The organism is Marinilactibacillus piezotolerans, assembly GCF_900114235.1.
Taxonomy (GTDB): Bacteria; Bacillota; Bacilli; order Lactobacillales; family Carnobacteriaceae_A; genus Marinilactibacillus; species Marinilactibacillus piezotolerans.
Map to the genome: position 1 here is coordinate 23,015 of NZ_FOSJ01000008.1, position 21,489 is coordinate 44,503.

General features: G+C 39.0%; 18 protein-coding genes. All 18 read left to right on the forward strand.

Features of this window, described 5'->3' with window-relative positions; translation table 11 throughout:
- The first annotated feature begins 41 nt into the window (after positions 1-41).
- The 18 genes from BM212_RS03265 (at position 42) to rpsC (ending at position 21,489) form a co-directional block, all read left to right on the forward strand.
- The gene (locus BM212_RS03265) at positions 42-1,334 is read left to right on the forward strand and encodes a uracil-xanthine permease family protein (protein ID WP_072693487.1); all 1,293 of its coding nucleotides are present in this window, start codon (positions 42-44) and stop codon (positions 1,332-1,334) included.
- A 201-nt stretch (positions 1,335-1,535) separates the two neighbouring features.
- On the forward strand, positions 1,536-2,903 hold the full coding sequence (gene fumC, locus BM212_RS03270; protein ID WP_072693486.1) for a class II fumarate hydratase: 1,368 nt from the start codon (positions 1,536-1,538) through the stop codon (positions 2,901-2,903).
- Between the two features lie 6 nt (positions 2,904-2,909).
- Positions 2,910-3,515, forward strand: a complete 606-nt coding sequence (locus tag BM212_RS03275) for a class I SAM-dependent methyltransferase (protein ID WP_072693485.1) — start codon at positions 2,910-2,912, stop codon at positions 3,513-3,515.
- A gap of 324 nt (positions 3,516-3,839) precedes the next feature.
- A complete protein-coding gene (gene rpoB, locus BM212_RS03280) occupies positions 3,840-7,436 on the forward strand; it encodes a DNA-directed RNA polymerase subunit beta (protein WP_072693484.1) in 3,597 nt (1,198 codons plus the stop codon).
- 176 nt (positions 7,437-7,612) lie between these two features.
- Complete coding sequence (gene rpoC, locus BM212_RS03285; RefSeq protein ID WP_072693483.1) at positions 7,613-11,242, forward strand: DNA-directed RNA polymerase subunit beta'; 3,630 nt, start codon at positions 7,613-7,615, stop codon at positions 11,240-11,242.
- 417 nt (positions 11,243-11,659) lie between these two features.
- Positions 11,660-12,070: a 30S ribosomal protein S12 gene (rpsL, locus tag BM212_RS03290; protein ID WP_072693482.1), complete on the forward strand. Its 411-nt coding sequence runs from the start codon at positions 11,660-11,662 to the stop codon at positions 12,068-12,070.
- A gap of 41 nt (positions 12,071-12,111) precedes the next feature.
- Positions 12,112-12,582 (forward strand): 30S ribosomal protein S7, encoded by a 471-nt coding sequence (rpsG, locus tag BM212_RS03295; RefSeq protein ID WP_072693481.1) that lies wholly within the window; start codon positions 12,112-12,114, stop codon positions 12,580-12,582.
- A gap of 150 nt (positions 12,583-12,732) precedes the next feature.
- Complete coding sequence (gene fusA, locus BM212_RS03300; RefSeq protein WP_072693480.1) at positions 12,733-14,826, forward strand: elongation factor G; 2,094 nt, start codon at positions 12,733-12,735, stop codon at positions 14,824-14,826.
- A gap of 132 nt (positions 14,827-14,958) precedes the next feature.
- The gene (tuf, locus tag BM212_RS03305; RefSeq protein ID WP_072693479.1) at positions 14,959-16,143 is read left to right on the forward strand and encodes an elongation factor Tu; all 1,185 of its coding nucleotides are present in this window, start codon (positions 14,959-14,961) and stop codon (positions 16,141-16,143) included.
- A 401-nt stretch (positions 16,144-16,544) separates the two neighbouring features.
- On the forward strand, positions 16,545-16,889 hold the full coding sequence (locus BM212_RS03310; protein ID WP_198033970.1) for a tetratricopeptide repeat protein: 345 nt from the start codon (positions 16,545-16,547) through the stop codon (positions 16,887-16,889).
- Between the two features lie 399 nt (positions 16,890-17,288).
- Positions 17,289-17,597: a 30S ribosomal protein S10 gene (gene rpsJ / locus BM212_RS03315; RefSeq protein WP_072693478.1), complete on the forward strand. Its 309-nt coding sequence runs from the start codon at positions 17,289-17,291 to the stop codon at positions 17,595-17,597.
- 33 nt (positions 17,598-17,630) lie between these two features.
- Positions 17,631-18,269 carry a 50S ribosomal protein L3 gene (gene rplC / locus BM212_RS03320; RefSeq protein WP_072693477.1) on the forward strand — a complete coding sequence of 213 codons (639 nt, stop codon included), beginning with the start codon at positions 17,631-17,633 and terminating at the stop codon, positions 18,267-18,269.
- Between the two features lie 26 nt (positions 18,270-18,295).
- A complete protein-coding gene (gene rplD / locus BM212_RS03325; protein ID WP_091896256.1) occupies positions 18,296-18,919 on the forward strand; it encodes a 50S ribosomal protein L4 in 624 nt (207 codons plus the stop codon).
- Entirely contained in the window at positions 18,919-19,212 is a 294-nt protein-coding gene (gene rplW / locus BM212_RS03330) for a 50S ribosomal protein L23 (protein WP_072693475.1), read from the forward strand. The genes rplD and rplW overlap by 1 nt, the downstream gene beginning before the upstream one ends.
- A 75-nt stretch (positions 19,213-19,287) precedes the next feature.
- Complete coding sequence (gene rplB, locus BM212_RS03335) at positions 19,288-20,121, forward strand: 50S ribosomal protein L2 (protein WP_072693474.1); 834 nt, start codon at positions 19,288-19,290, stop codon at positions 20,119-20,121.
- Between the two features lie 51 nt (positions 20,122-20,172).
- Positions 20,173-20,451, forward strand: coding sequence for a 30S ribosomal protein S19 (rpsS, locus tag BM212_RS03340; RefSeq protein ID WP_072693473.1), 279 nt, complete (start codon positions 20,173-20,175; stop codon positions 20,449-20,451).
- Positions 20,452-20,472: 21 nt separating this feature from the next.
- The gene (gene rplV / locus BM212_RS03345) at positions 20,473-20,829 is read left to right on the forward strand and encodes a 50S ribosomal protein L22 (protein ID WP_072693472.1); all 357 of its coding nucleotides are present in this window, start codon (positions 20,473-20,475) and stop codon (positions 20,827-20,829) included.
- Between the two features lie 3 nt (positions 20,830-20,832).
- Complete coding sequence (gene rpsC, locus BM212_RS03350) at positions 20,833-21,489, forward strand: 30S ribosomal protein S3 (protein ID WP_072693471.1); 657 nt, start codon at positions 20,833-20,835, stop codon at positions 21,487-21,489.

A 21,489-nucleotide genomic window follows, 5' to 3' on the forward strand; every position in this document is an offset into this window, starting at 1 on the left:
AGGAAATACCTAATCTTACAACGGGGAAGGAAAGATAGTGAATGGCAGTACAAAAGCAATCATTGATATTAGATATAGAAGATAAACCGGCTTTAGGAACAGGGTTATTTTTAAGTTTACAACACGTTTTTGCAATGTTCGGGGCAACGATTCTAGTTCCAATCTTACTAGGGTTACCAGTATCCGTAGCTCTTTTGGCTAGTGGAGTAGGAACAATTATTTATCAGATCGCAACTAAAGCGAAAGTTCCTGTATACTTAGGTTCGTCATTTGCCTATATTGCAGCCATGCAAATTGCGATTGAACAGATGGGTGGGGACATCAGTGCAGCTCAAACAGGTATTGTATTAGTTGGACTGACATATATTCTTATTGCTGGGTTAGTTAAAGTTATAGGTACAAGATGGATCGACCATTTACTTCCGCCTATTGTGATTGGTCCGATGATCATGGTAATTGGTTTGGGTCTTGCTGGCAATGCTGTCCAAAATGCAGGTTTTGTAGCGGACTCGGATTGGAGAAACATCATAATAGCTATCTCTACATTCTTGATTACAGCATTCATTAATACTAAAGCAAAAGGATTTTTCAAAATCATTCCTTTTCTAACAGGGATTATAGCTGGATACCTTATTGCTGTTGTACTGGGAATAGTAGACTTTAACCCAGTTTTGGAAGCAAAATGGTTAGCTTTTCCAGAAATTTATCTACCATTCGAAAATAGTACATTCAATTCTTATCATTTCTATTTTGGTCCTGAGACATGGGCGATTCTACCAATTGTTTTAGTAACGATTGCTGAACATATTGGGGACCATACTGTTTTAGGGAAGATTGTTGATCGACCATTTTTGAAAAAACCTGGTCTGTCTAGAACTCTAATTGGAGATGGTGCTGCGACAGCTGTTTCAGCGTTTTTCGGAGGTCCTGCTAATACTACTTATGGAGAAAATACTGGTGTAATCGGTATGACTCGGGTAGCTTCTGTCTCTGTTATCCGAAATGCCGCATTTATCGCCATTGGGTTAAGCTTTTTAGGAAAATTCACAGCGTTGATTTCAACAATTCCCAATGCCGTTTTAGGAGGAATGTCGATCCTTCTTTATGGAGTTATCGCAAGTAATGGTTTGAAGGTCATGATTGAGGATAAGGTTGATTTTAATCAGTCACGAAATTTAATAATTGCTAGTTCGATGCTAGTCGTTGGGTTAGGCGGAGCAGTTTTAGATTTTGCAGGTATTGTTACACTTTCTGGTACGGCATTGAGTGCTATTACCGGGGTTATTTTGAATCAGATTCTTCCTCGAGAAGAACCTTTTGAAGCAGAAATTTAAATACTATTTTAGTGAAAAGAAGTTGCAGAAGCATCTTCTTTTTTTATTTTTTGATAAAAAATAGTAATACTTTTTGATATTTTTTTTAATTGCGGTAAAATGAAAAGTAACTTCAGAATAGTATATTTATTTAATGGAAAAATAGTAGGCAGAGGAAATTCACCATATGTTTTAAAAATGACTTAGAAAGTGTGCAAATAAATGATGGAAAGAATCGAATCAGATACTTTAGGAGAAATTCGGATAGCTGCCTCAAAAAAATGGGGTGCGCAGACGCAGAGAAGTTTGAAAAATTTTCCAATTGGAAAAGAAAAGATGCCGTTAGAACTCATCCAGGCATTTGGATTGATTAAAAAAGCAGCTGCTCTAACAAATTCGGAGCTTGAGTTATTAGATTGGGATAAGGCGGAAGCTATATCAGATGTATGTGATGAGCTGATTTGGGGCATGTTAGATGAAGAGTTTCCTTTGTCTGTATGGCAGACTGGTAGTGGAACGCAGACGAACATGAATTTAAATGAAGTTATATCATATGTCTGTAACGAAGAAAAACAGCAAAAGAATTGGCTACATCCAAATGATGATGTTAATAAAAGCCAAAGTTCAAATGACACATTTCCCACAGCAATGCAAATAGCTGTAGTATTAAAAGTTAAAGAACGCTTACTGCCAGTTTTAGAAAAAGTTAAAGAGACACTGGCTGGATTATCAGATGTTTACAAAGATACACTCAAAATCGGGCGAACTCATTTGCAGGATGCTACACCTATGACGTTTGGTCAGGAAATAAGCGGCTGGCTAACAATGCTGGAATATAACGAGAGAATGCTAAACGATGCACTTAAGTGGATGTATGAATTACCATTAGGTGGAACAGCGGTAGGTACTGGATTGAATACAGATCCTGATTTTCCGGAAAAAGCTATTCAAATGATGAAACGTTGGACTAATGAACCTTTTGTACAAAAAGAAAATAAGTTTCACGGATTATCTAGTAAAGATCAGTTTGTTTTTTTTCATGGGGCATTAAAAGCACTGGCTGCGAATGTCATGAAAATGGCTAATGATATCAGATGGCTGGCAAGCGGTCCTCGTACAGGGTTCTCAGAAATTACTTTACCTGCCAATGAACCTGGCAGTTCAATCATGCCTGGAAAAGTAAACCCTACGCAGATTGAAGCGTTAACGATGGTTTGCGTACAGGTCATGGGAAACGATACTACAGTTGGTATAGCGGCATCTCAGGGGAATTTTGAATTGAATGTTTATATGCCAGTGATTATCTATAATACTATACAATCGATTACTCTTTTAGCAGATAGTCTAGACAGTTTCAATCAGCGTTGTCTGATAGGACTGAAAGCAGATAAAAAGCAAATGAAACAATATGTTGATCGGTCATTGATGCTGGTTACCGCGCTTGCACCAGTCATCGGTTATGATAGAGCGAGCCAGTGCGCTAAACAAGCTTATGAACAAAGTAAAACATTGAAGGAAGTTGTTTTGAGTTCCGGCCTTTTATCAGAAAAAGATTTTGATAAGTACACAGACCCTAGAAAGATGGTATAAATAAATATGAGTGATCATTACTATACAAATTCTCCTCAATCAAAAAATCAGCCCCAGTCGTGGACTGCTGAATTAAGAGGATACAAATTGGCTTTCACTACTGATTCCGGTGTTTTTTCAAAAGAACGAGTGGATTATGGAACGCAAGTGCTGCTGAATGCTGTCGAACTGGCTGACTATCCCGCAGGAAAGCTGCTAGACGTAGGATGTGGATACGGTCCTCTTGGATTGACACTGGCAAAACTTGATCCTTCAAGAAGTGTGGAGATGGTAGATATCAACGAAAGAGCTCTGGCGCTGGCACAAAAAAATGCAGCTGACAATCAAATTGAAAATGTATCTATTTATGCTTCATCACTTTACGAAAACGTCAGACACCAAGAGTTTGCGGGAGTTTTCTCTAACCCACCTATCCGAGCAGGAAAAAAAACTGTTCATGCCGTACTCGAAGAAGCGAGCCTTCATTTGAAAAAAGGCGGCTATTTAACGATTGTTATCCAGAAAAAACAAGGGGCGCCTAGTGCACAGAAAAAAATGGAGACAGTGTTCGGGAATGTGGAAAGAATTTCATTAGATAGTGGATATTGGATTCTTCAATCGCAAAAGAAATAAAAATTGATGTATAAAGGAGATTGTCAAAATTCTCAAGAATTTCTTGACAGTCTTCTTTGTATTGTGTACAATTAGTAGACGCTAAACAATGTATGTAATGGAAGACTGTGCGAAATATTGTCCGTACGGTATTCTATATGATAAACAAAAGAACGTGAGAATGAATCAATCGATTTATCACACATCTTTTGTATTTTTTTTGGTCTAAAACACCTAAAATAGTTACGATTTAAACAAATAGAAATAATTGTTACCAAATTGTAACACTTAGTTTTTAAGATCAAAAGAAGCCATGCATTGAATACTAACGAGGGGTGAAAAAGTTTGGCAGGCCATAATGTGAACTACGGTAAACACCGTGTAAGAAGAAGTTATTCACGAATCAACGAAGTGCTGGAACTCCCGAATTTGACAGAAATACAGACAAATTCATACACATGGTTTTTAGAAGATGGACTAAGAGAAATGTTCAAAGACATTTCGCCTATTGAGGACTTTTCTGGAAATCTTTCACTGGAGTTTACTGACTATCAGTTACAAGCACCGAAATATTCAGTCGATGAAGCAAGACAGCACGACTCTAATTACTCTGCACCATTATATGTAAAATTACGGTTAATCAATAAAGAAACAGGGGAAGTTAAAGAACAAGAAGTATTCTTTGGTGATTTCCCGCTGATGACTGAACAAGGAACTTTCATTATCAACGGTGCTGAACGTGTCATCGTTTCCCAGTTAGTTCGTTCACCTGGTGTGTACTTTAGCCCTAAAGTTGAGAAAAATGGTATGGAAGGCTTTGGCTCTACTGTTATTCCTAATAGAGGAGCATGGCTGGAATACGAAACTGACTCAAAAGGATTATCTAATGTAAGAATTGATCGTACTCGTAAAATTCCTTTAAGTGTATTAGTTCGCGCATTAGGATTTGGATCAGACGATGAAATTATGGACTTGTTTGGTTCGAATGAAAGTCTGAAAGCAACTTTAGAAAAAGATGTTCACAAAAACACTGCTGACTCTCGTGTGGAAGAAGCATTGAAAGATGTTTATGAACGTCTACGTCCAGGAGAACCTAAAACAGCGGATTCTTCAAGGAGTTTATTGACTACTCGTTTCTTTGATCCTAAACGCTATGACTTAGCTCGAGTAGGACGTTATAAAATAAATAAAAAATTAGACCTTAAGATCCGTTTGATGGGCTTGACGCTAGCAGAAAATCTAGTTGACCCTGAAACAGGAGAACTACTTGCAAAAGAAGGAACGGAAGTAACACGTGATGTAATGGATAACCTTGGACCTCACTTAGATAATGGCTTGGGTAGTATTACAATTCATCCTTCAGATGAAGGTGTAGTTCCTGAACCGATCAATCTGCAGGTTATCAAAGTGTATTCACCTAAAGACAGCGATCGCGTGATCAATGTGATTGGTAATGCAAATCCTGATCGTGAAATAAAATATGTTATACCAGCAGATATGATTGCTTCGATGAGTTACTTCTTCAATTTACAAGAAGGAATCGGCGAAACAGATGATATTGACCACTTAGGGAACCGACGTATCCGTTCCGTAGGTGAATTGCTGCAAAATCAATTCCGTATCGGGCTATCTCGTATGGAACGTGTTGTACGTGAACGTATGTCTATCCAAGACACGTCTACAACAACTCCGCAGCAGTTAGTCAACATTCGTCCTGTTGTTGCATCAATCAAAGAATTCTTTGGTTCTTCTCAACTGTCTCAATTCATGGATCAGACAAACCCGCTAGGTGAGTTGACGCATAAACGTCGTCTATCTGCACTTGGACCCGGTGGTTTGACTCGTGACCGTGCTGGATATGAAGTTCGAGATGTACATTATTCTCACTATGGTCGTATGTGTCCTATCGAAACACCTGAGGGACCAAATATCGGGTTAATCAATAGTTTATCCACATACGCTAAAATCAATGAATATGGATTTATTGAAACACCTTACCGTAAAGTAGATCGTGAAAATTTACGTGTAACAGACGAAATCAGTTATCTTACTGCTGACGAAGAAGATCTGTACGTTGTGGCACAGGCAAATGCTCCGTTAAATCCAGATGGTACATTTACTAATGATATTGTACTTGCGCGTACGAAAAATAATAACGAAGAAATTGATGTAGCAAAAGTTGACTACATGGATGTCTCTCCTAAACAAGTTGTTTCTGTAGCGACAGCAAGTATTCCATTCTTGGAAAACGATGACTCTAACCGTGCTTTGATGGGTGCGAACATGCAGCGTCAAGCAGTTCCATTGATGCAGCCAGAAGCACCGCTTGTAGGTACTGGTATTGAACATCTTGCTGCACGTGACTCTGGAGCAGCGATTATTGCAAAACATGATGGAATTGTAGAGTATGTTGATGCGAAACAAGTTCGCGTTCGTAGAGAAGACGGATCATTAGATCGATACAACGTTGCTAAATTTAAACGTTCAAATGCAGGTACTTCATATAATCAGCGTACATTAGTAAGTAAAGGCGAAAAAGTTGATAAAGGGGACATCTTAGCAGATGGACCATCTATGGAAAATGGGGAAATGGCATTAGGCCGCAACCCACTGATTGCTTTTACAACATTTGACGGCTATAACTTTGAAGATGCGGTCATCATGAGTGAGCGTTTAGTTAAAGATGACGTGTACACTTCGATTCATATTGAAGAATTTGAATCAGAGGCTCGTGATACAAAGCTAGGACCTGAAGAAATTACTCGTGAATTACCAAACGTCGGAGAAGATGCACTAAAACATCTTGACGACCGTGGAATCATCCGGATCGGAGCAGAAGTACAAGATGGCGATATTCTAGTTGGTAAAGTTACCCCTAAAGGTGTTTCAGAACTGTCTGCAGAAGAAAAATTACTGCATGCAATTTTTGGGGAAAAAGCACGTGAAGTTCGTGATACATCACTACGTGTACCACACGGTGGTGGCGGAATCGTTCATGATGTTAAAATCTTTACTCGTGAAGCTGGAGACGAATTATCTCCAGGTGTCAACTTCTTAGTACGTGTATTCATTGTTCAAAAACGTAAAATCAACGTTGGAGATAAGATGGCTGGACGTCACGGAAATAAAGGGGTTGTATCATTGATCCTTCCTGAAGAAGATATGCCGTTTATGCCAGATGGAACACCAGTAGATATTATGTTGAACCCACTTGGTGTACCATCTCGTATGAATATTGGACAAGTAATCGAATTGCATATGGGAATGGCTGCACGTAAATTAGGTATTCACATTGCAACTCCAGTATTCGATGGAGCGCATGAGGAAGATATCTGGGAAACAATCAAAGAAGCTGGTATGGACGACGATGCGAAAACTGTATTGTATGACGGTCGTACAGGTGAAGTGTTCGATAATAAAGTCTCTGTAGGTGTTATGTACTTTATCAAACTTGCCCACATGGTAGACGATAAATTACATGCCCGTTCAACTGGTCCTTACTCTTTAGTTACGCAACAACCATTGGGTGGTAAAGCCCAGTTTGGTGGACAACGTTTCGGAGAGATGGAAGTGTGGGCACTGGAAGCTTATGGTGCTGCTTATACACTTCAAGAAATCTTGACATACAAGTCAGATGACGTTGTTGGTCGTGTGAAAACATATGAAGCTATCGTAAAAGGTGAGCCAATTCCGCGTCCAGGTGTACCGGAATCATTCCGAGTGTTGGTAAAAGAATTACAGTCACTAGGATTAGACCTTAAAGTTCTTGATATAGAAAACTTACCAATCGATCTTCAAGATACAGAAGAAGATGATGACTATGGTAACGTAGATTCTTTAGAAGAAATGAAAAAGGAACAAGATATCAAACGTGCTGAAGAAGCTAGATTACGTACGGAAGAAGAAGCAATGATCGAAATCCAAGAACAAGAAACAGAATAATCATCTACCTTACTCAATTGCAACACTTTATAAATACAGAGTAAACTGAACAGTTCAATCAAGATGATAGACACCTATTAATAAAGCTGTCGGATGATCTTGCTGAACTGTTTAGCACCGCTTTGTATTGGAGCTTTAGGGCAGCTCGATAATCTAACAAAAGGGAGGTCGCCCCTTTGATCGATGTAAATAATTTTGAAAGTATCCAGATAGGACTTGCTTCGCCAGATAAAATCCGTAGCTGGTCATTTGGAGAGGTTAAGAAACCAGAAACAATTAACTACCGAACACTGAAACCAGAAAAAGATGGACTGTTTTGTGAAAGAATCTTTGGACCAACTAAAGATTATGAATGTTCATGCGGGAAATATAAACGAGTTCACTATAAAGGGATCGTTTGTGACCGTTGTGGAGTAGAAGTAACTAAATCTAAAGTACGTCGTGAACGCATGGGACATTTAGAGTTAGCTGCTCCTGTTACACATATCTGGTATTTTAAAGGTATTCCAAGCCGTATGGGACTTGTTTTAGATATGAGCCCGCGTGCACTTGAAGAAATCATCTACTTTGCTTCATATGTTGTTACTGACGCAGGAGACACACCTCTTGAGAAGAAGCAACTAATGACAGAGCGCGAATATCGTGAGCGTCGTGCACAATATGGGAATGAGTTTCGTGCTGAAATTGGTGCAGAAGCTATCAAAACTTTATTAAATGATGTAGATCTAGAAGAAGAAGTTGCTGAATTGAAGGAATTATTACAATCAGCTACTGGTCAAAAACGTACGAGGGCTGTTCGTCGCCTAGACATTCTTGAGGCATTCCGTAACTCTGGAAATCACCCTTCATGGATGGTTATGGATGTAGTTCCGGTTATTCCACCAGAATTAAGACCGATGGTTCAATTAGAAGGTGGACGCTTTGCTACAAGTGATTTGAATGACTTGTACAGACGGGTTATTAATCGTAACAACCGTTTGAAACGTCTGTTAGATCTCAATGCACCACACATTATTGTGCAAAACGAAAAACGTATGCTGCAAGAAGCTGTTGATGCTTTAGTAGATAACGGACGTCGTGGACGTGCGGTTACAGGCCCAGGGAATCGCCCGTTGAAATCTCTTTCTCATATGTTGAAAGGGAAACAAGGACGTTTCCGTCAGAACTTGCTTGGTAAACGTGTAGACTATTCAGGTCGTTCTGTTATCGTAGTAGGACCTACTTTGAAAATGTACCAATGTGGCTTGCCGAAAGAAATGGCAATTGAATTATTTAAACCATTTGTAATGAGAGAACTTGTTGCAAGAGATATTGCAAACAATATAAAAAATGCTAAACGTAAAGTAGAACGCATGGATGAAGAAATCTGGGAAGTTCTTGAAGATGTAATCCGTGAGCATCCAGTACTATTGAACCGAGCACCTACATTACACCGTTTGGGAATCCAAGCTTTTGAACCGATTTTAGTTGAGGGTAAAGCGATCCGTCTTCACCCATTAGTATGTGAAGCGTACAATGCCGATTTCGATGGAGACCAAATGGCTGTTCACGTTCCGCTAAGTGATGAAGCTCAAGCAGAGGCACGTATTCTGATGCTTGGTGCACAAAACATCTTGAATCCTAAAGATGGTAAACCAGTTGTTACGCCTTCTCAGGATATGGTTTTAGGAAACTATTACTTGACTATGGAAGAAGCCGGGCGTGAAGGAGAAGGTATGATCTTCTCAAGCACATCGGAAGCAATCCAGGCATACCAAAGTGGTTATGTACACTTGCATTCACGTGTAGGGATTCACGTGTCAGCTTTACCAAACAAACCATTCACTGAATGGCAAAGTGATAAATATCTAATGACAACAGTTGGGAAATTAATTTTTAATGAAATCATGCCAGCTGAATTCCCTTATTTAAATGAACCAACTCAAGCAAACCTTGAAAAACAAACACCAGATAAATACTTTGTTCCTTATGGTACCGATATTCCGGCGCATATTAAAGAGAACGAAACGATCGAGCCATTCAAGAAGAAAAATTTAGGTAATGTTATCGCAGAAGTCTTTAAACGATTCCATGTTACCGAAACTTCTAAGATGTTAGATCTTATGAAAAACTTGGGATATAAATATTCTACAAGATCTGGTATTACAGTTGGGATAGCAGATATCTCTAACTTGAAAGAAAAAGAAGAAATTTTAAACAAAGCTCATGGGCAAGTAGATCGTATTAATGCTTCTCACAGACGTGGTCTGATTACTGAAGAAGAACGCTATACAGCTGTTATTGATGTCTGGACTAAGACAAAAGATACGATCCAACAACATTTAATGCATTCATTGGATGCTCGAAATAACATCTTTATGATGAGTGACTCTGGAGCACGTGGTAACATTTCCAACTTTACACAGCTTGCAGGTATGCGTGGATTGATGGCCGCTCCAAGTGGACGAATCATGGAACTGCCGATCACTTCTAATTTCCGTGAAGGATTATCAGTCTTAGAAATGTTTATCTCTACTCACGGCGCTCGTAAAGGTATGACGGATACAGCGCTTAAAACTGCCGATTCTGGTTACTTGACACGTCGTTTAGTAGATGTTGCACAAGATGTCATCATTCGTGAAGAAGACTGTGGAACAAAACGAGGACTCCTGGTTAAATCAATTAAAGATGGTAATGAAGAAATTGAACCGCTAGAAGACCGTATCATTGGCCGTTACGCTCGTAAAACAGTTAGACATCCAGAAACGAATGTAGTAATGGTAGCTGAAAACGACTTGATTACAGAAGATATTGCAAAACAGATCATTGAAGCAGGAATTGAAGAAGTAACAATTCGTTCTGTATTCAACTGTAATACAAATCACGGAGTATGTAAGAAATGTTATGGCCGCAACTTGGCAACTGGTCGTGAAGTTGAAGTTGGGGAAGCTGTTGGAACAATTGCTGCTCAATCAATCGGAGAGCCAGGAACACAGTTGACAATGCGTACATTCCATACCGGGGGTGTTGCCGGAGATGATATTACACAAGGTTTGCCTCGTGTACAAGAAATCTTTGAAGCTCGCCATCCTAAAGGTCAAGCAATGATTTCCGAAGTTTCAGGTGAAATTATTTCTATCGATGAAAATCCTTCAGAACGTACAAAAGATATCATGGTTAAAGGTGCAACAGATACTCGTACGTATACTCTTCCAATCAATGCTCGCTTAAGAGTTAAAGAAGGAAGTTATATCGAACGTGGAGATGCCTTTAATGAAGGTTCAATCGATCCGAAAGAATTATTGGGAGTAAGTAATGTAATCAAGTTACAGAACTATATGCTTCAAGAAGTGCAATATGCCTACCGTAGTCAAGGGGTAGAAATTGGCGATAAACATATTGAAGTAATGGTTCGTCAAATGCTGCGTAAAGTACGCATCCTTGATCCAGGCGATACATCAATTCTGCCAGGTAGCTTAATTGATATTCATGACTTTAAAGAGAAAAATAGAGATACTTTAATGTCAGGTGGGCTTCCGGCAACTGCTCGTCCGGTATTGCTGGGAATTACAAAAGCATCACTTGAAACCAACAGTTTCTTGTCGGCTGCTTCATTCCAGGAAACTACACGAGTATTAACAGATGCTGCTATCCGCGGTAAAAACGATAAACTGATTGGTTTGAAAGAAAATGTTATTATCGGTAAATCTATTCCAGCTGGAACAGGTATGAAAGTATATAACAAAATGAAACCGAAAAGTGTTGGTGTTGTAAGCGAAAATGTTTACAGCATTAATGATGAAGCAGCGCAATCAACAGAAGAATAAAACTTTCTCTTAAAAACGAAATGAATTTTGATGAAGCAGATGGATGTCTATAGACATCCATCTGCAATTCATCATTTATCAAAAAAATATACTATGGAATGTTGACAGCATTATATAGACGTGCTATTATGCTAGAGGTGCTTTTGTTTACAGATTCCTGTTCTAGATCGTTTTAGCTCATTAGAGTCAACAGTCGTTCTGACTGGAACGCAAGAGCCGCTATTGTGCCGCAGATTTTTGGTGCGCTTTTTCAAATTTGGATACACCGAACTTGATGTTTGGATATTCATTTGCAGGCAGGTTGAATAAAGTCGCTTGACCAAGCGATTCTTTCTTTTGCCAATTGATGAACCACCTGGATGTGTGGGTCTAGAAAAACCATATAACATAAGTAAATTCGGAAGGAGGAAACAAAAAATGCCAACTATTAATCAATTGATTCGTAAACCTCGTAAATCAAAAATCGAAAAATCTGAATCACCAGCATTGAACAGAGGATATAACACACAAAAACGTAAACAGACAACTGTATATTCTCCACAAAAACGTGGTGTTTGTACTCGTGTAGGAACAATGACTCCTAAGAAACCAAACTCTGCGTTACGTAAATATGCTCGTGTACGTTTATCTAACATGATTGAAGTAACTGCGTATATCCCTGGAGAAGGACACAACCTGCAAGAACATAGTGTTGTTTTACTTCGTGGTGGACGTGTAAAAGATTTACCGGGAGTTCGTTACCACATCGTTCGTGGTGCGCTTGATACTGCTGGAGTTACTGATCGTAAACAAGGCCGTTCTAAATACGGTACTAAAAAACCTAGCTAATTTAAACATTAAAACCAATTTGAGTGAAAGGAGGAATTTACATGCCTCGTAAAGGTCCTGTTACAAAACGTGACGTATTACCAGATCCAATTTATAATTCTAAATTAGTATCTCGCTTGATCAACCGCTTGATGGTTGATGGTAAACGTGGAAAAGCTTCAACTATTTTATATGATGCATTTGCTGCAATTAAAGAACAAACTGGAAATGATCCAATCGAAGTGTTTGAACAAGCACTTAAGAACATCATGCCAGTTCTTGAAGTAAAAGCTCGCCGTGTGGGGGGGTCTAACTACCAAGTACCGGTAGAAGTTCGCCCAGATCGTCGTACTACACTAGCATTACGCTGGTTAGTAAGCTATTCTCGTCTTCGTGGAGAAAAAACTATGGAAGATCGTTTAGCTAAAGAAATCATGGATGCTGCTAACAATACTGGAGCAGCTGTTCGTAAACGCGAAGAAATGCACCGTATGGCAGAAGCTAACAAAGCTTTCGCTCACTACCGTTGGTAGGATAACTAAAGAATGTGATCAGAAAAAGCTGTTTCTTTGTTTATAAAGAAACGATGCTTCCTGATTCATTCTTTTGTACTATTATTGAATAGTTCTAATCTTTATGCATAAGTATGGATAGAAACAATCAAAGAGAGGTGTAGAGAACAAGTGGCTAAAAGAAAATTCCCTCTAGAAAAAACGCGTAATATTGGGATTATGGCGCATATCGATGCGGGTAAGACTACTACTACTGAGCGTATTCTTTATTATACTGGACGTATCCACAAAATTGGTGAAACACATGAAGGTGCTTCTCAAATGGACTGGATGGAACAGGAACAAGAACGTGGGATTACAATTACCTCTGCAGCAACAACTGCTCAGTGGAATAATCACCGTGTAAACATCATCGATACACCTGGACACGTGGACTTTACCGTTGAGGTAGAGCGTTCATTACGTGTACTAGATGGAGCGGTAGCTGTCCTGGATGCACAATCTGGTGTTGAACCTCAAACTGAAACAGTTTGGCGTCAAGCTACAACTTATGGTGTTCCTCGTATCGTATTCGTAAATAAACAAGATAAACTAGGTGCTAACTTCTTAGACGCTAATCATTCATTACACGATCGCCTTCAAGCAAATGCTCATCCGATCCAATTACCAATTGGAGCTGAAGATGACTTTAGTGGAATCATTGACTTGGTTAAAATGAAAGCTTTCATGTATGGTAATGACTTGGGAACTGAAATTTCTGAAGAAGAAATTCCAGCTGACTACCAAGAATTAGCTGAAGAGTGGCATGATAAACTCGTTGAAGCTGTTGCTGAAATGGATGAAGATCTAATGATGCAATATCTTGAAGGAGAAGAAATTTCTCAAGAACAACTAAAAGAAGGAATCCGTAAAGCAACACTTAGTGTTGAATTTTACCCTGTTTTAGTTGGATCAGCTTTCAAAAACAAAGGTGTACAATTGCTTTTAGATGCCGTAGTTGATTATCTTCCATCTCCACTTGACGTTCCTGCAATCCAAGGACACGCTCAAAGAGATCCGGAAGAAATTATCGAACGTACTGCTGGCGATGACAAACCTTTCTCAGCATTAGCATTTAAAGTTATGACTGACCCTTATGTAGGTCGCTTGACATTCTTCCGTGTATATTCTGGTACTCTTGAGTCTGGATCGTACATCTTGAATGCAACAAAAGACTCACGTGAACGTGTAGGTCGTATTTTGCAGATGCATGCAAACTCACGTCAAGAAATTCCTGAAGTATTTTCTGGAGATATCGCAGCAGCAGTTGGATTGAAAGATACAACTACTGGAGACACACTATGTGATCTTGATAGCCCGGTTATTCTTGAATCAATGGAATTCCCTGAACCTGTTATCCAAGTTGCGATTGAACCTAAATCAAAAGCAGATCAAGATAAAATGGGTATTGCATTACAGAAATTAGCAGAAGAAGATCCAACTTTCCGTGCTGAAACAGATCAGGAAACTGGTGAAACTCTAATCTCTGGTATGGGTGAGTTACACTTGGACATCATCGTTGATCGTATGAAACGCGAATTCAAAGTTGAAGCTAATGTAGGTGCTCCTCAAGTATCTTACCGTGAAACATTCACTAAACAAGTACAATCAGAAGGTAAATTTGTTCGTCAGTCTGGTGGTAAAGGTCAATACGGTCACGTATGGGTTGAATTTACACCAAACGAAGAAGGAGCAGGTTTCGAATTTGAAGATGCTATCGTTGGTGGGGTTGTTCCTCGTGAATACATCCCGGCGGTTAAAGCTGGATTAGAAGCTTCTCTAGCTAACGGAGTATTAGCTGGATATCCATTAGTGGACGTTAAAGCTAAACTTTATGATGGATCTTATCACGATGTCGATTCCAATGAAACGGCATTTAAAGTAGCAGCTTCTCTTGCATTGAAAAATGCAGCTAAAAAAGCTGGTGCAGTGATTCTTGAGCCAATCATGGCTGTAGATGTTACAGTTCCTGAAGACTACATGGGTGATATCATGGGTCACATTTCTGCTCGACGTGGAAATATCGAAGGTTCTGAACAACGTGGTAACACAATGATCGTTAGAGGTATGATTCCTTTGGCAGAAATGTTTGGTTACGCAACTACACTACGTTCTGCAACTCAAGGTCGTGGTACATTCTCAATGCAATTTGATCATTATGATAAAGTGCCTAAGAGTATTGCTGAAGAAATCATCAAGAAAAATGGCGGATCTGACTCAGAATAATCTTTCTGAGCTTTCGCTTAAATTAATTGATTATTCACCGTTTACTCGGTATAATTATATGAGATATAATGGGATGGAAACTGAGTTTTCATTCTGAATAAATGAACACAATCTAAGGAGGAAATGTTTAAAATGGCTAAACAAAAATTTGATCGTTCAAAACAACACATGAACATTGGTACAATCGGACACGTTGACCACGGTAAAACAACTTTAACTGCTGCTATCACTACTGTATTATCTAAAAAAGGATATGCAGAAGCACAAGCATACGACAGCATCGATGGCGCTGCAGAAGAAAAAGAACGTGGAATCACAATCTCTACTTCTCACGTTGAGTACGAAACTGATACTCGTCACTATGCACACGTTGACTGCCCGGGACATGCTGACTACGTTAAAAACATGATCACTGGAGCTGCTCAAATGGACGGAGCTATCTTAGTAGTTTCTGCTGCTGATGGCCCAATGCCTCAAACTCGTGAGCACATCTTACTTTCTCGTCAAGTTGGTGTTCCATACATCGTTGTTTTCTTAAACAAAGTTGATATGGTTGATGACGAAGAATTACTAGAATTAGTTGAAATGGAAGTTCGTGACTTATTGTCAGAATATGACTTCCCAGGCGACGATATTCCTGTAGTTGCTGGATCAGCTTTAAAAGCCTTAGAAGGTGACGAAGAATACGAACAAAAAATTCTTGATTTAATGGAAGCTGTAGATACCTACATTCCAGCTCCAGAACGTAGTTCAGACAAACCATTCATGATGCCAGTTGAGGATGTATTCTCAATCACTGGTCGTGGTACTGTTGCAACTGGTCGTGTTGAAACTGGTCAAGTATCAGTTGGAGACGAAGTTGAAGTTATCGGTATCAAAGATACTGCTAAAACAACTGTTACTGGTGTAGAAATGTTCCGTAAATTGTTAGATTACGCTGAAGCGGGAGATAACATTGGAGCACTTTTACGTGGTATGTCACGTGAGGATGTTGAACGTGGACAAGTTCTAGCTAAACCAGGTTCAATTACTCCGCATACTAAATTTGATGCAGAAGTATATGTTCTTTCTAAAGAAGAGGGTGGACGTCATACTCCGTTCTTCTCAAACTACCGTCCACAATTCTTTTTCCGTACAACGGACGTAACAGGTATCGTAGAATTGAACGAAGGTACTGAAATGGTTATGCCTGGAGACAACACTACAATGACTGTTAGCTTGATTGCACCAATCGCTGTTGAAGACGGAACTAAATTCACTATCCGTGAAGGTGGCCGTACTGTTGGAGCGGGCGTTGTAACTAAAGTTATAGAATAATTTTATTCTATTAATTGAAAAAGCCTAATTAATTAGTAAAAGCGCAACTTTGAGTAAATCTTAAAGTTGCGCTTTTTTATTTATATTCATTTCAGCATTTGGATACGGTATATTGTATAACATGTTTAAGTAAGCAGCAACAAAGGGGAATTAGTATAGAGGTAGATAAAGAATGCTGACTATAAATAAATACTATGAAAAGAATTTTTATTATGTAATGAACAATTCTATTGTATCTAATGACAGCATTATCTGAATGGAGATGAAAGTAATGAATAGTAAAATAAATATGACAATTAAATTAAGAAAAAACGGAAACTTGAAAGAATCAAATAAAATGTTTTCTAAATTAATTAATAATTATCATGATAATTATTAATTAACAATATGCATGTTGTGATGTGCTAGGCGAAGAAAAAGAAGCAGCCGTCTTTTATGAACGTGCGATTAGATTAGGATTAACGGGAAACGATTTAGAGGAAGCTTTTTTAGGTCTAGGGAGTACATACAGAGCACTAGGTGAATATGAGAAGTCGAAAAATATATTGCAAAAGGGGAAAGATTTATTTCCTGACAATAAAGCGATACAAGTGTTTTATTCAATGACTTTATATAATATGAAAGAGTATAGTACAGCTATGAAAATAATACTCACATGTTTGACTGAAACAACAGTAGATGCTGATATCATAAACTATAAAAAGGCGATTGCTTTTTATAGTGATAAATTGAATGAAAAGTTTTGAATTTTCTATGCTTTGCGAAAATTGAAATAGTAACTATTAATATAGAAGGAACACGATTTATACCTACTAGAAGAGTGTCAGTGAAAGCTGATATAACAAGTATTTAACGGATTTAGAATAAAATAGAAAGAAATCAAAAATAATTCACTTTTTTTGTAAAATAAACTGGAAAACACTTGAAATTTAATATGATTGTATGTATACTTGTAAAAGTGTCTGCGAGGGGCTTTTTCTTTGTGTGCGTTCAATAAAATGTACTTAAAGAGGAGTAATAACTTCAGATCCAAGGCGTTGAAGCGAGAGGTTGCGACACACCCGGGTGCATTGCCATGGTGGGTGAGTTGGTTAAATTTTCGTGGAGCTAGGTTTATTTCTTAAATAAGCGAAGGAGGGAAAAACATGGCAAAACAAAAGATTCGTATTCGTTTGAAAGCATATGAACACCGTGTGCTTGATCAATCAGCTGACAAAATCGTAGAAACGGCAAAAAGAACTGGGGCAACAGTTTCAGGTCCGATCCCGTTACCTACAGAACGTAAACTATACACAATCATTCGTTCACCACATAAATACAAAGATTCACGTGAACAGTTTGAAATGCGTACACACAAACGTCTTATCGACATTGTGAATCCAACGCCTAAAACAGTTGATGCTTTAACTAAGCTAGACTTACCATCAGGTGTGGATATCGAAATTAAATTATAATACTATAAAAAATCATATAACGGAGGTGTACTCATGACCAAAGGAATCTTAGGAAAAAAAGTCGGAATGACTCAAATCTTTAGCGAATCAGGAGAATTAGTTCCTGTAACAGTAATCGAAGCTGTTCCTAACGTAGTTTTGCAAGTTAAAACTGTTGAAACTGACGGTTACAACGCAGTTCAATTAGGATTCGATGACAAACGCGAAGTTTTATCAAACAAACCGGCACAAGGTCATGTTAAAAAAGCTAACACGACTCCTAAGCGCTTCATTAAAGAATTACGAGATGCTGAGCTTGGAGATGTCGAAGTTGGAAACGAAATTACAGTAGCAACATTCGCAGAAGGCGACATTGTGGATGTTACAGGGACTTCAAAAGGTAAAGGATTCCAGGGTGTTATTAAACGCCATGGACAATCTCGTGGGCCAGAAACTCACGGATCTCGTTATCACCGTCGTCCTGGTTCAATGGGTGGCGCATCTGATCCATCACGTGTATTCCCTGGTAAGAAATTAGCAGGTCGTATGGGTGGAGATACAGTAACTGTACAAAACCTTGAAATTGTACGTGTCGATACTGATCGCAACGTATTATTGATTAAAGGAAATGTACCAGGATCTAAGAAATCACTTATTCAAATTCAATCTGCATTAAAAGCAGGTAACAAGTAATAGATTAGGAAGGGAGGACAAGCAGAATGCCAACTGTAGCGTTATATAAACAAGATGGAATGCAAAATGGTGAAGTAACATTAAATGATGCAGTCTTTGGTATCGAACCAAACGAAAGTGTCGTATTTGATGCAATTACCATGCAACGCGCTTCTTTAAGACAAGGAACACACGCGGTTAAAAACCGTAGTGCAGTACGAGGCGGTGGACGTAAACCGTGGCGTCAAAAAGGTACGGGTCGTGCTCGTCAAGGATCAATCCGTTCACCACAATGGCGTGGAGGTGGAGTAGTCTTCGGACCAACACCACGTTCATACAGCTATAAATTACCCAAAAAAGTTCGTCGTTTAGCAATCAGATCAGTACTTTCTTCTAAAGTATTAGATAAAGAATTGATCGTTGTTGAAGGTTTGAACTTCGACGCACCAAAAACTAAAGAGTTCAGAGCTGTTCTAACTAACTTAGACGTGAATAAAAAAGTCTTAGTTGTCTTAGAAAATGACAATGACTTTGCAGCGCTGTCAGCTCGCAACCTTCCAGGCGTGAAAATTGTTGCACCTAACAATGTATCTGTACTGGACGTAGTTGCTCATGACAACCTCATCATAACGAAGGCTGCTCTGGAAAAAGTAGAGGAGGCACTTCAATAATGAATGCACGTGACGTAATTTTACGCCCGATCATCACTGAAGCTTCTATGAATGCTATGGATGCAAAAAAATATACATTCGAAGTAGATGTTCGCGCTAAAAAAACTACAGTAAAACAAGCAATCGAAGAAATCTTCGATGTTAAAGTGAAAAAAGTTAATATCCTTAACACTGCTCGTAAACCAAAACGTATGGGTCGTTACATGGGATATACTAAAAAACGCCGTAAAGCAATCGTTACTTTAACACCTGAATCTAACGATATTACTCTATTCGGAGAAGAAGACGAATAAAAAGATCACTTTAAGACAAGTGACTACCGACTAATTGAAAATTAGTCAATTGATTATTACAAGGAGGGGAATTGCGTGGCGATTAAAAAGTACAAACCTACCACAAACGGACGTCGTAACATGACTGGGTCAGATTTCGCTGAAATCACTACTGACAAACCAGAAAAAAGTTTGTTGGCTCCAAGCCCAAAACGTGCTGGACGTAACAATAAAGGTAGAATCACAGTCCGTCATCAAGGCGGAGGCCACAAGCAAAAATACCGTATTATCGATTTCAAACGTCAAAAAGATGGCGTTCGCGGTATTGTAAAAACAGTTGAGTATGATCCAAACCGCTCAGCAAATATTTCATTGATTCAATATGAAGATGGTGTTAAAGCTTACATTTTATCTCCTAAAGGTATTGAAGTAGGACAAGACATCATGTCGGGTACAGATGTAGATATCAAAATTGGTAATGCATTACCATTGAGCAGCATTCCTGTTGGTTCAACTATCCACAACATCGAGATGAAACCTGGTAAAGGTGGACAATTAGCTCGTTCTGCTGGTACTTCTGCACAAATTCTTGGTAAAGAAGGCAAGTACGTATTAGTACGTTTGAGATCAGGAGAAAGCCGTCTGATTTTAGCTAGCTGTCGTGCCACTATTGGTGCTGTAGGAAATGAACAACATGAACTGATCAATGTTGGTAAAGCAGGACGTAACCGCTGGAAAGGCAAACGCCCTTCAGTACGTGGATCTGTTATGAACCCGAACGATCACCCACACGGTGGTGGTGAAGGTAGAGCTCCAATCGGACGTCCAAGTCCAATGACTCCATGGGGTAAACCTACTCTTGGTAAGAAAACTCGTAATGGTAAAAATCGTTCAGATAAACTTATCATTCGTCGTCGTAAAAGCAAATAATAAAAAATAAATGTAGAAATCTCAGGATATATCCTGGAAGGAGGGCAATACATGAGCCGTAGTTTGAAAAAAGGACCTTTCGTCGATGCTCATTTGATGAAAAAAGTTCGTGAACTTGGTGAAGACAACAAACGTGTTATCAAAACATGGTCACGTCGCTCAACGATTTTCCCGAACTTTGTAGGTCACACCATTGCCGTATATGATGGAAGAAAACATGTACCAGTTTATGTTCAAGAAGACATGGTTGGTCACAAACTAGGTGAATTTGCACCAACAAGAACATACCGTGGACACGGTAAAGATGACCGCACAACCGGTAAACGTTAATAGCGAAGGGAGGAAATTTCCATGGCAGAAACAGTAACAGCAGCAAAAGCAACTGCGCGTACAGTTCGTATTGCTCCTCGTAAAGCTAGATTAGTAGTCGATACTATCCGAGGAAAAAGTGCTGCAGAAGCTATTTCTATCCTTCGCTTCACTAACAGAGGAGCATCTGAAGAGGTAGAAAAAGTTTTAATGTCAGCAATTGCGAATGCTGAACATAACTATGATATGGATATTGAAGAATTATACGTAAGCGAAGCCTATGTAAACGAAGGAGCTACTTTAAAAAGATTCCGTCCGCGTGCAAAAGGTGCAGCTTCAAGAATCAACAAACGTACAAGCCACATTACTGTAGTGGTATCAGAGAAGAAGGAGGGGTAATCTGTGGGACAAAAAGTAAACCCTAATGGTATGCGTGTTGGTGTCATCCGTGATTGGGACGCTAAATGGTATGCTGAAAAAGATTTTGCAGACACTTTGCTTGAAGATATCGCAGTTCGCGAATACATTGCAGAAAAACTAAGTACTGCTTCAGTTTCACGTGTTGAAATTGAACGTGCTGCTAATAGAATCAACTTATCTATTCACACTGCTAAACCAGGAATGGTTATTGGTAAAGGTGGATCAGAAGTTGACACTTTAAGAAACAAACTAAACAACATGACTGGCAAACGTGTCCACGTCAACATTGTTGAAATTAAAAGACCAGATCTTGACGCTACTTTAGTAGCTAAAAGTATCGCTGAACAACTTGAAAACCGTATTTCATTCCGTCGTGCACAAAAGCAAGCAATCCAACGCACAATGCGTTCAGGAGCTAAAGGAATTCGTACAATGGTATCAGGTCGTTTGAACGGAGCAGATATGGCCCGTAACGAAAGTTTTTCTGAAGGAACAGTTCCATTGCACACAATTCGTGCTGATATCGATTTTGCTAATGAAGAAGCAAATACAACTTATGGTAAAATCGGCGTTAAAGTATGGATCTACAAAGGAGAAGTTCTTCCAGCAATTACAGAGAACAAGAAAGGAGGAAAATAA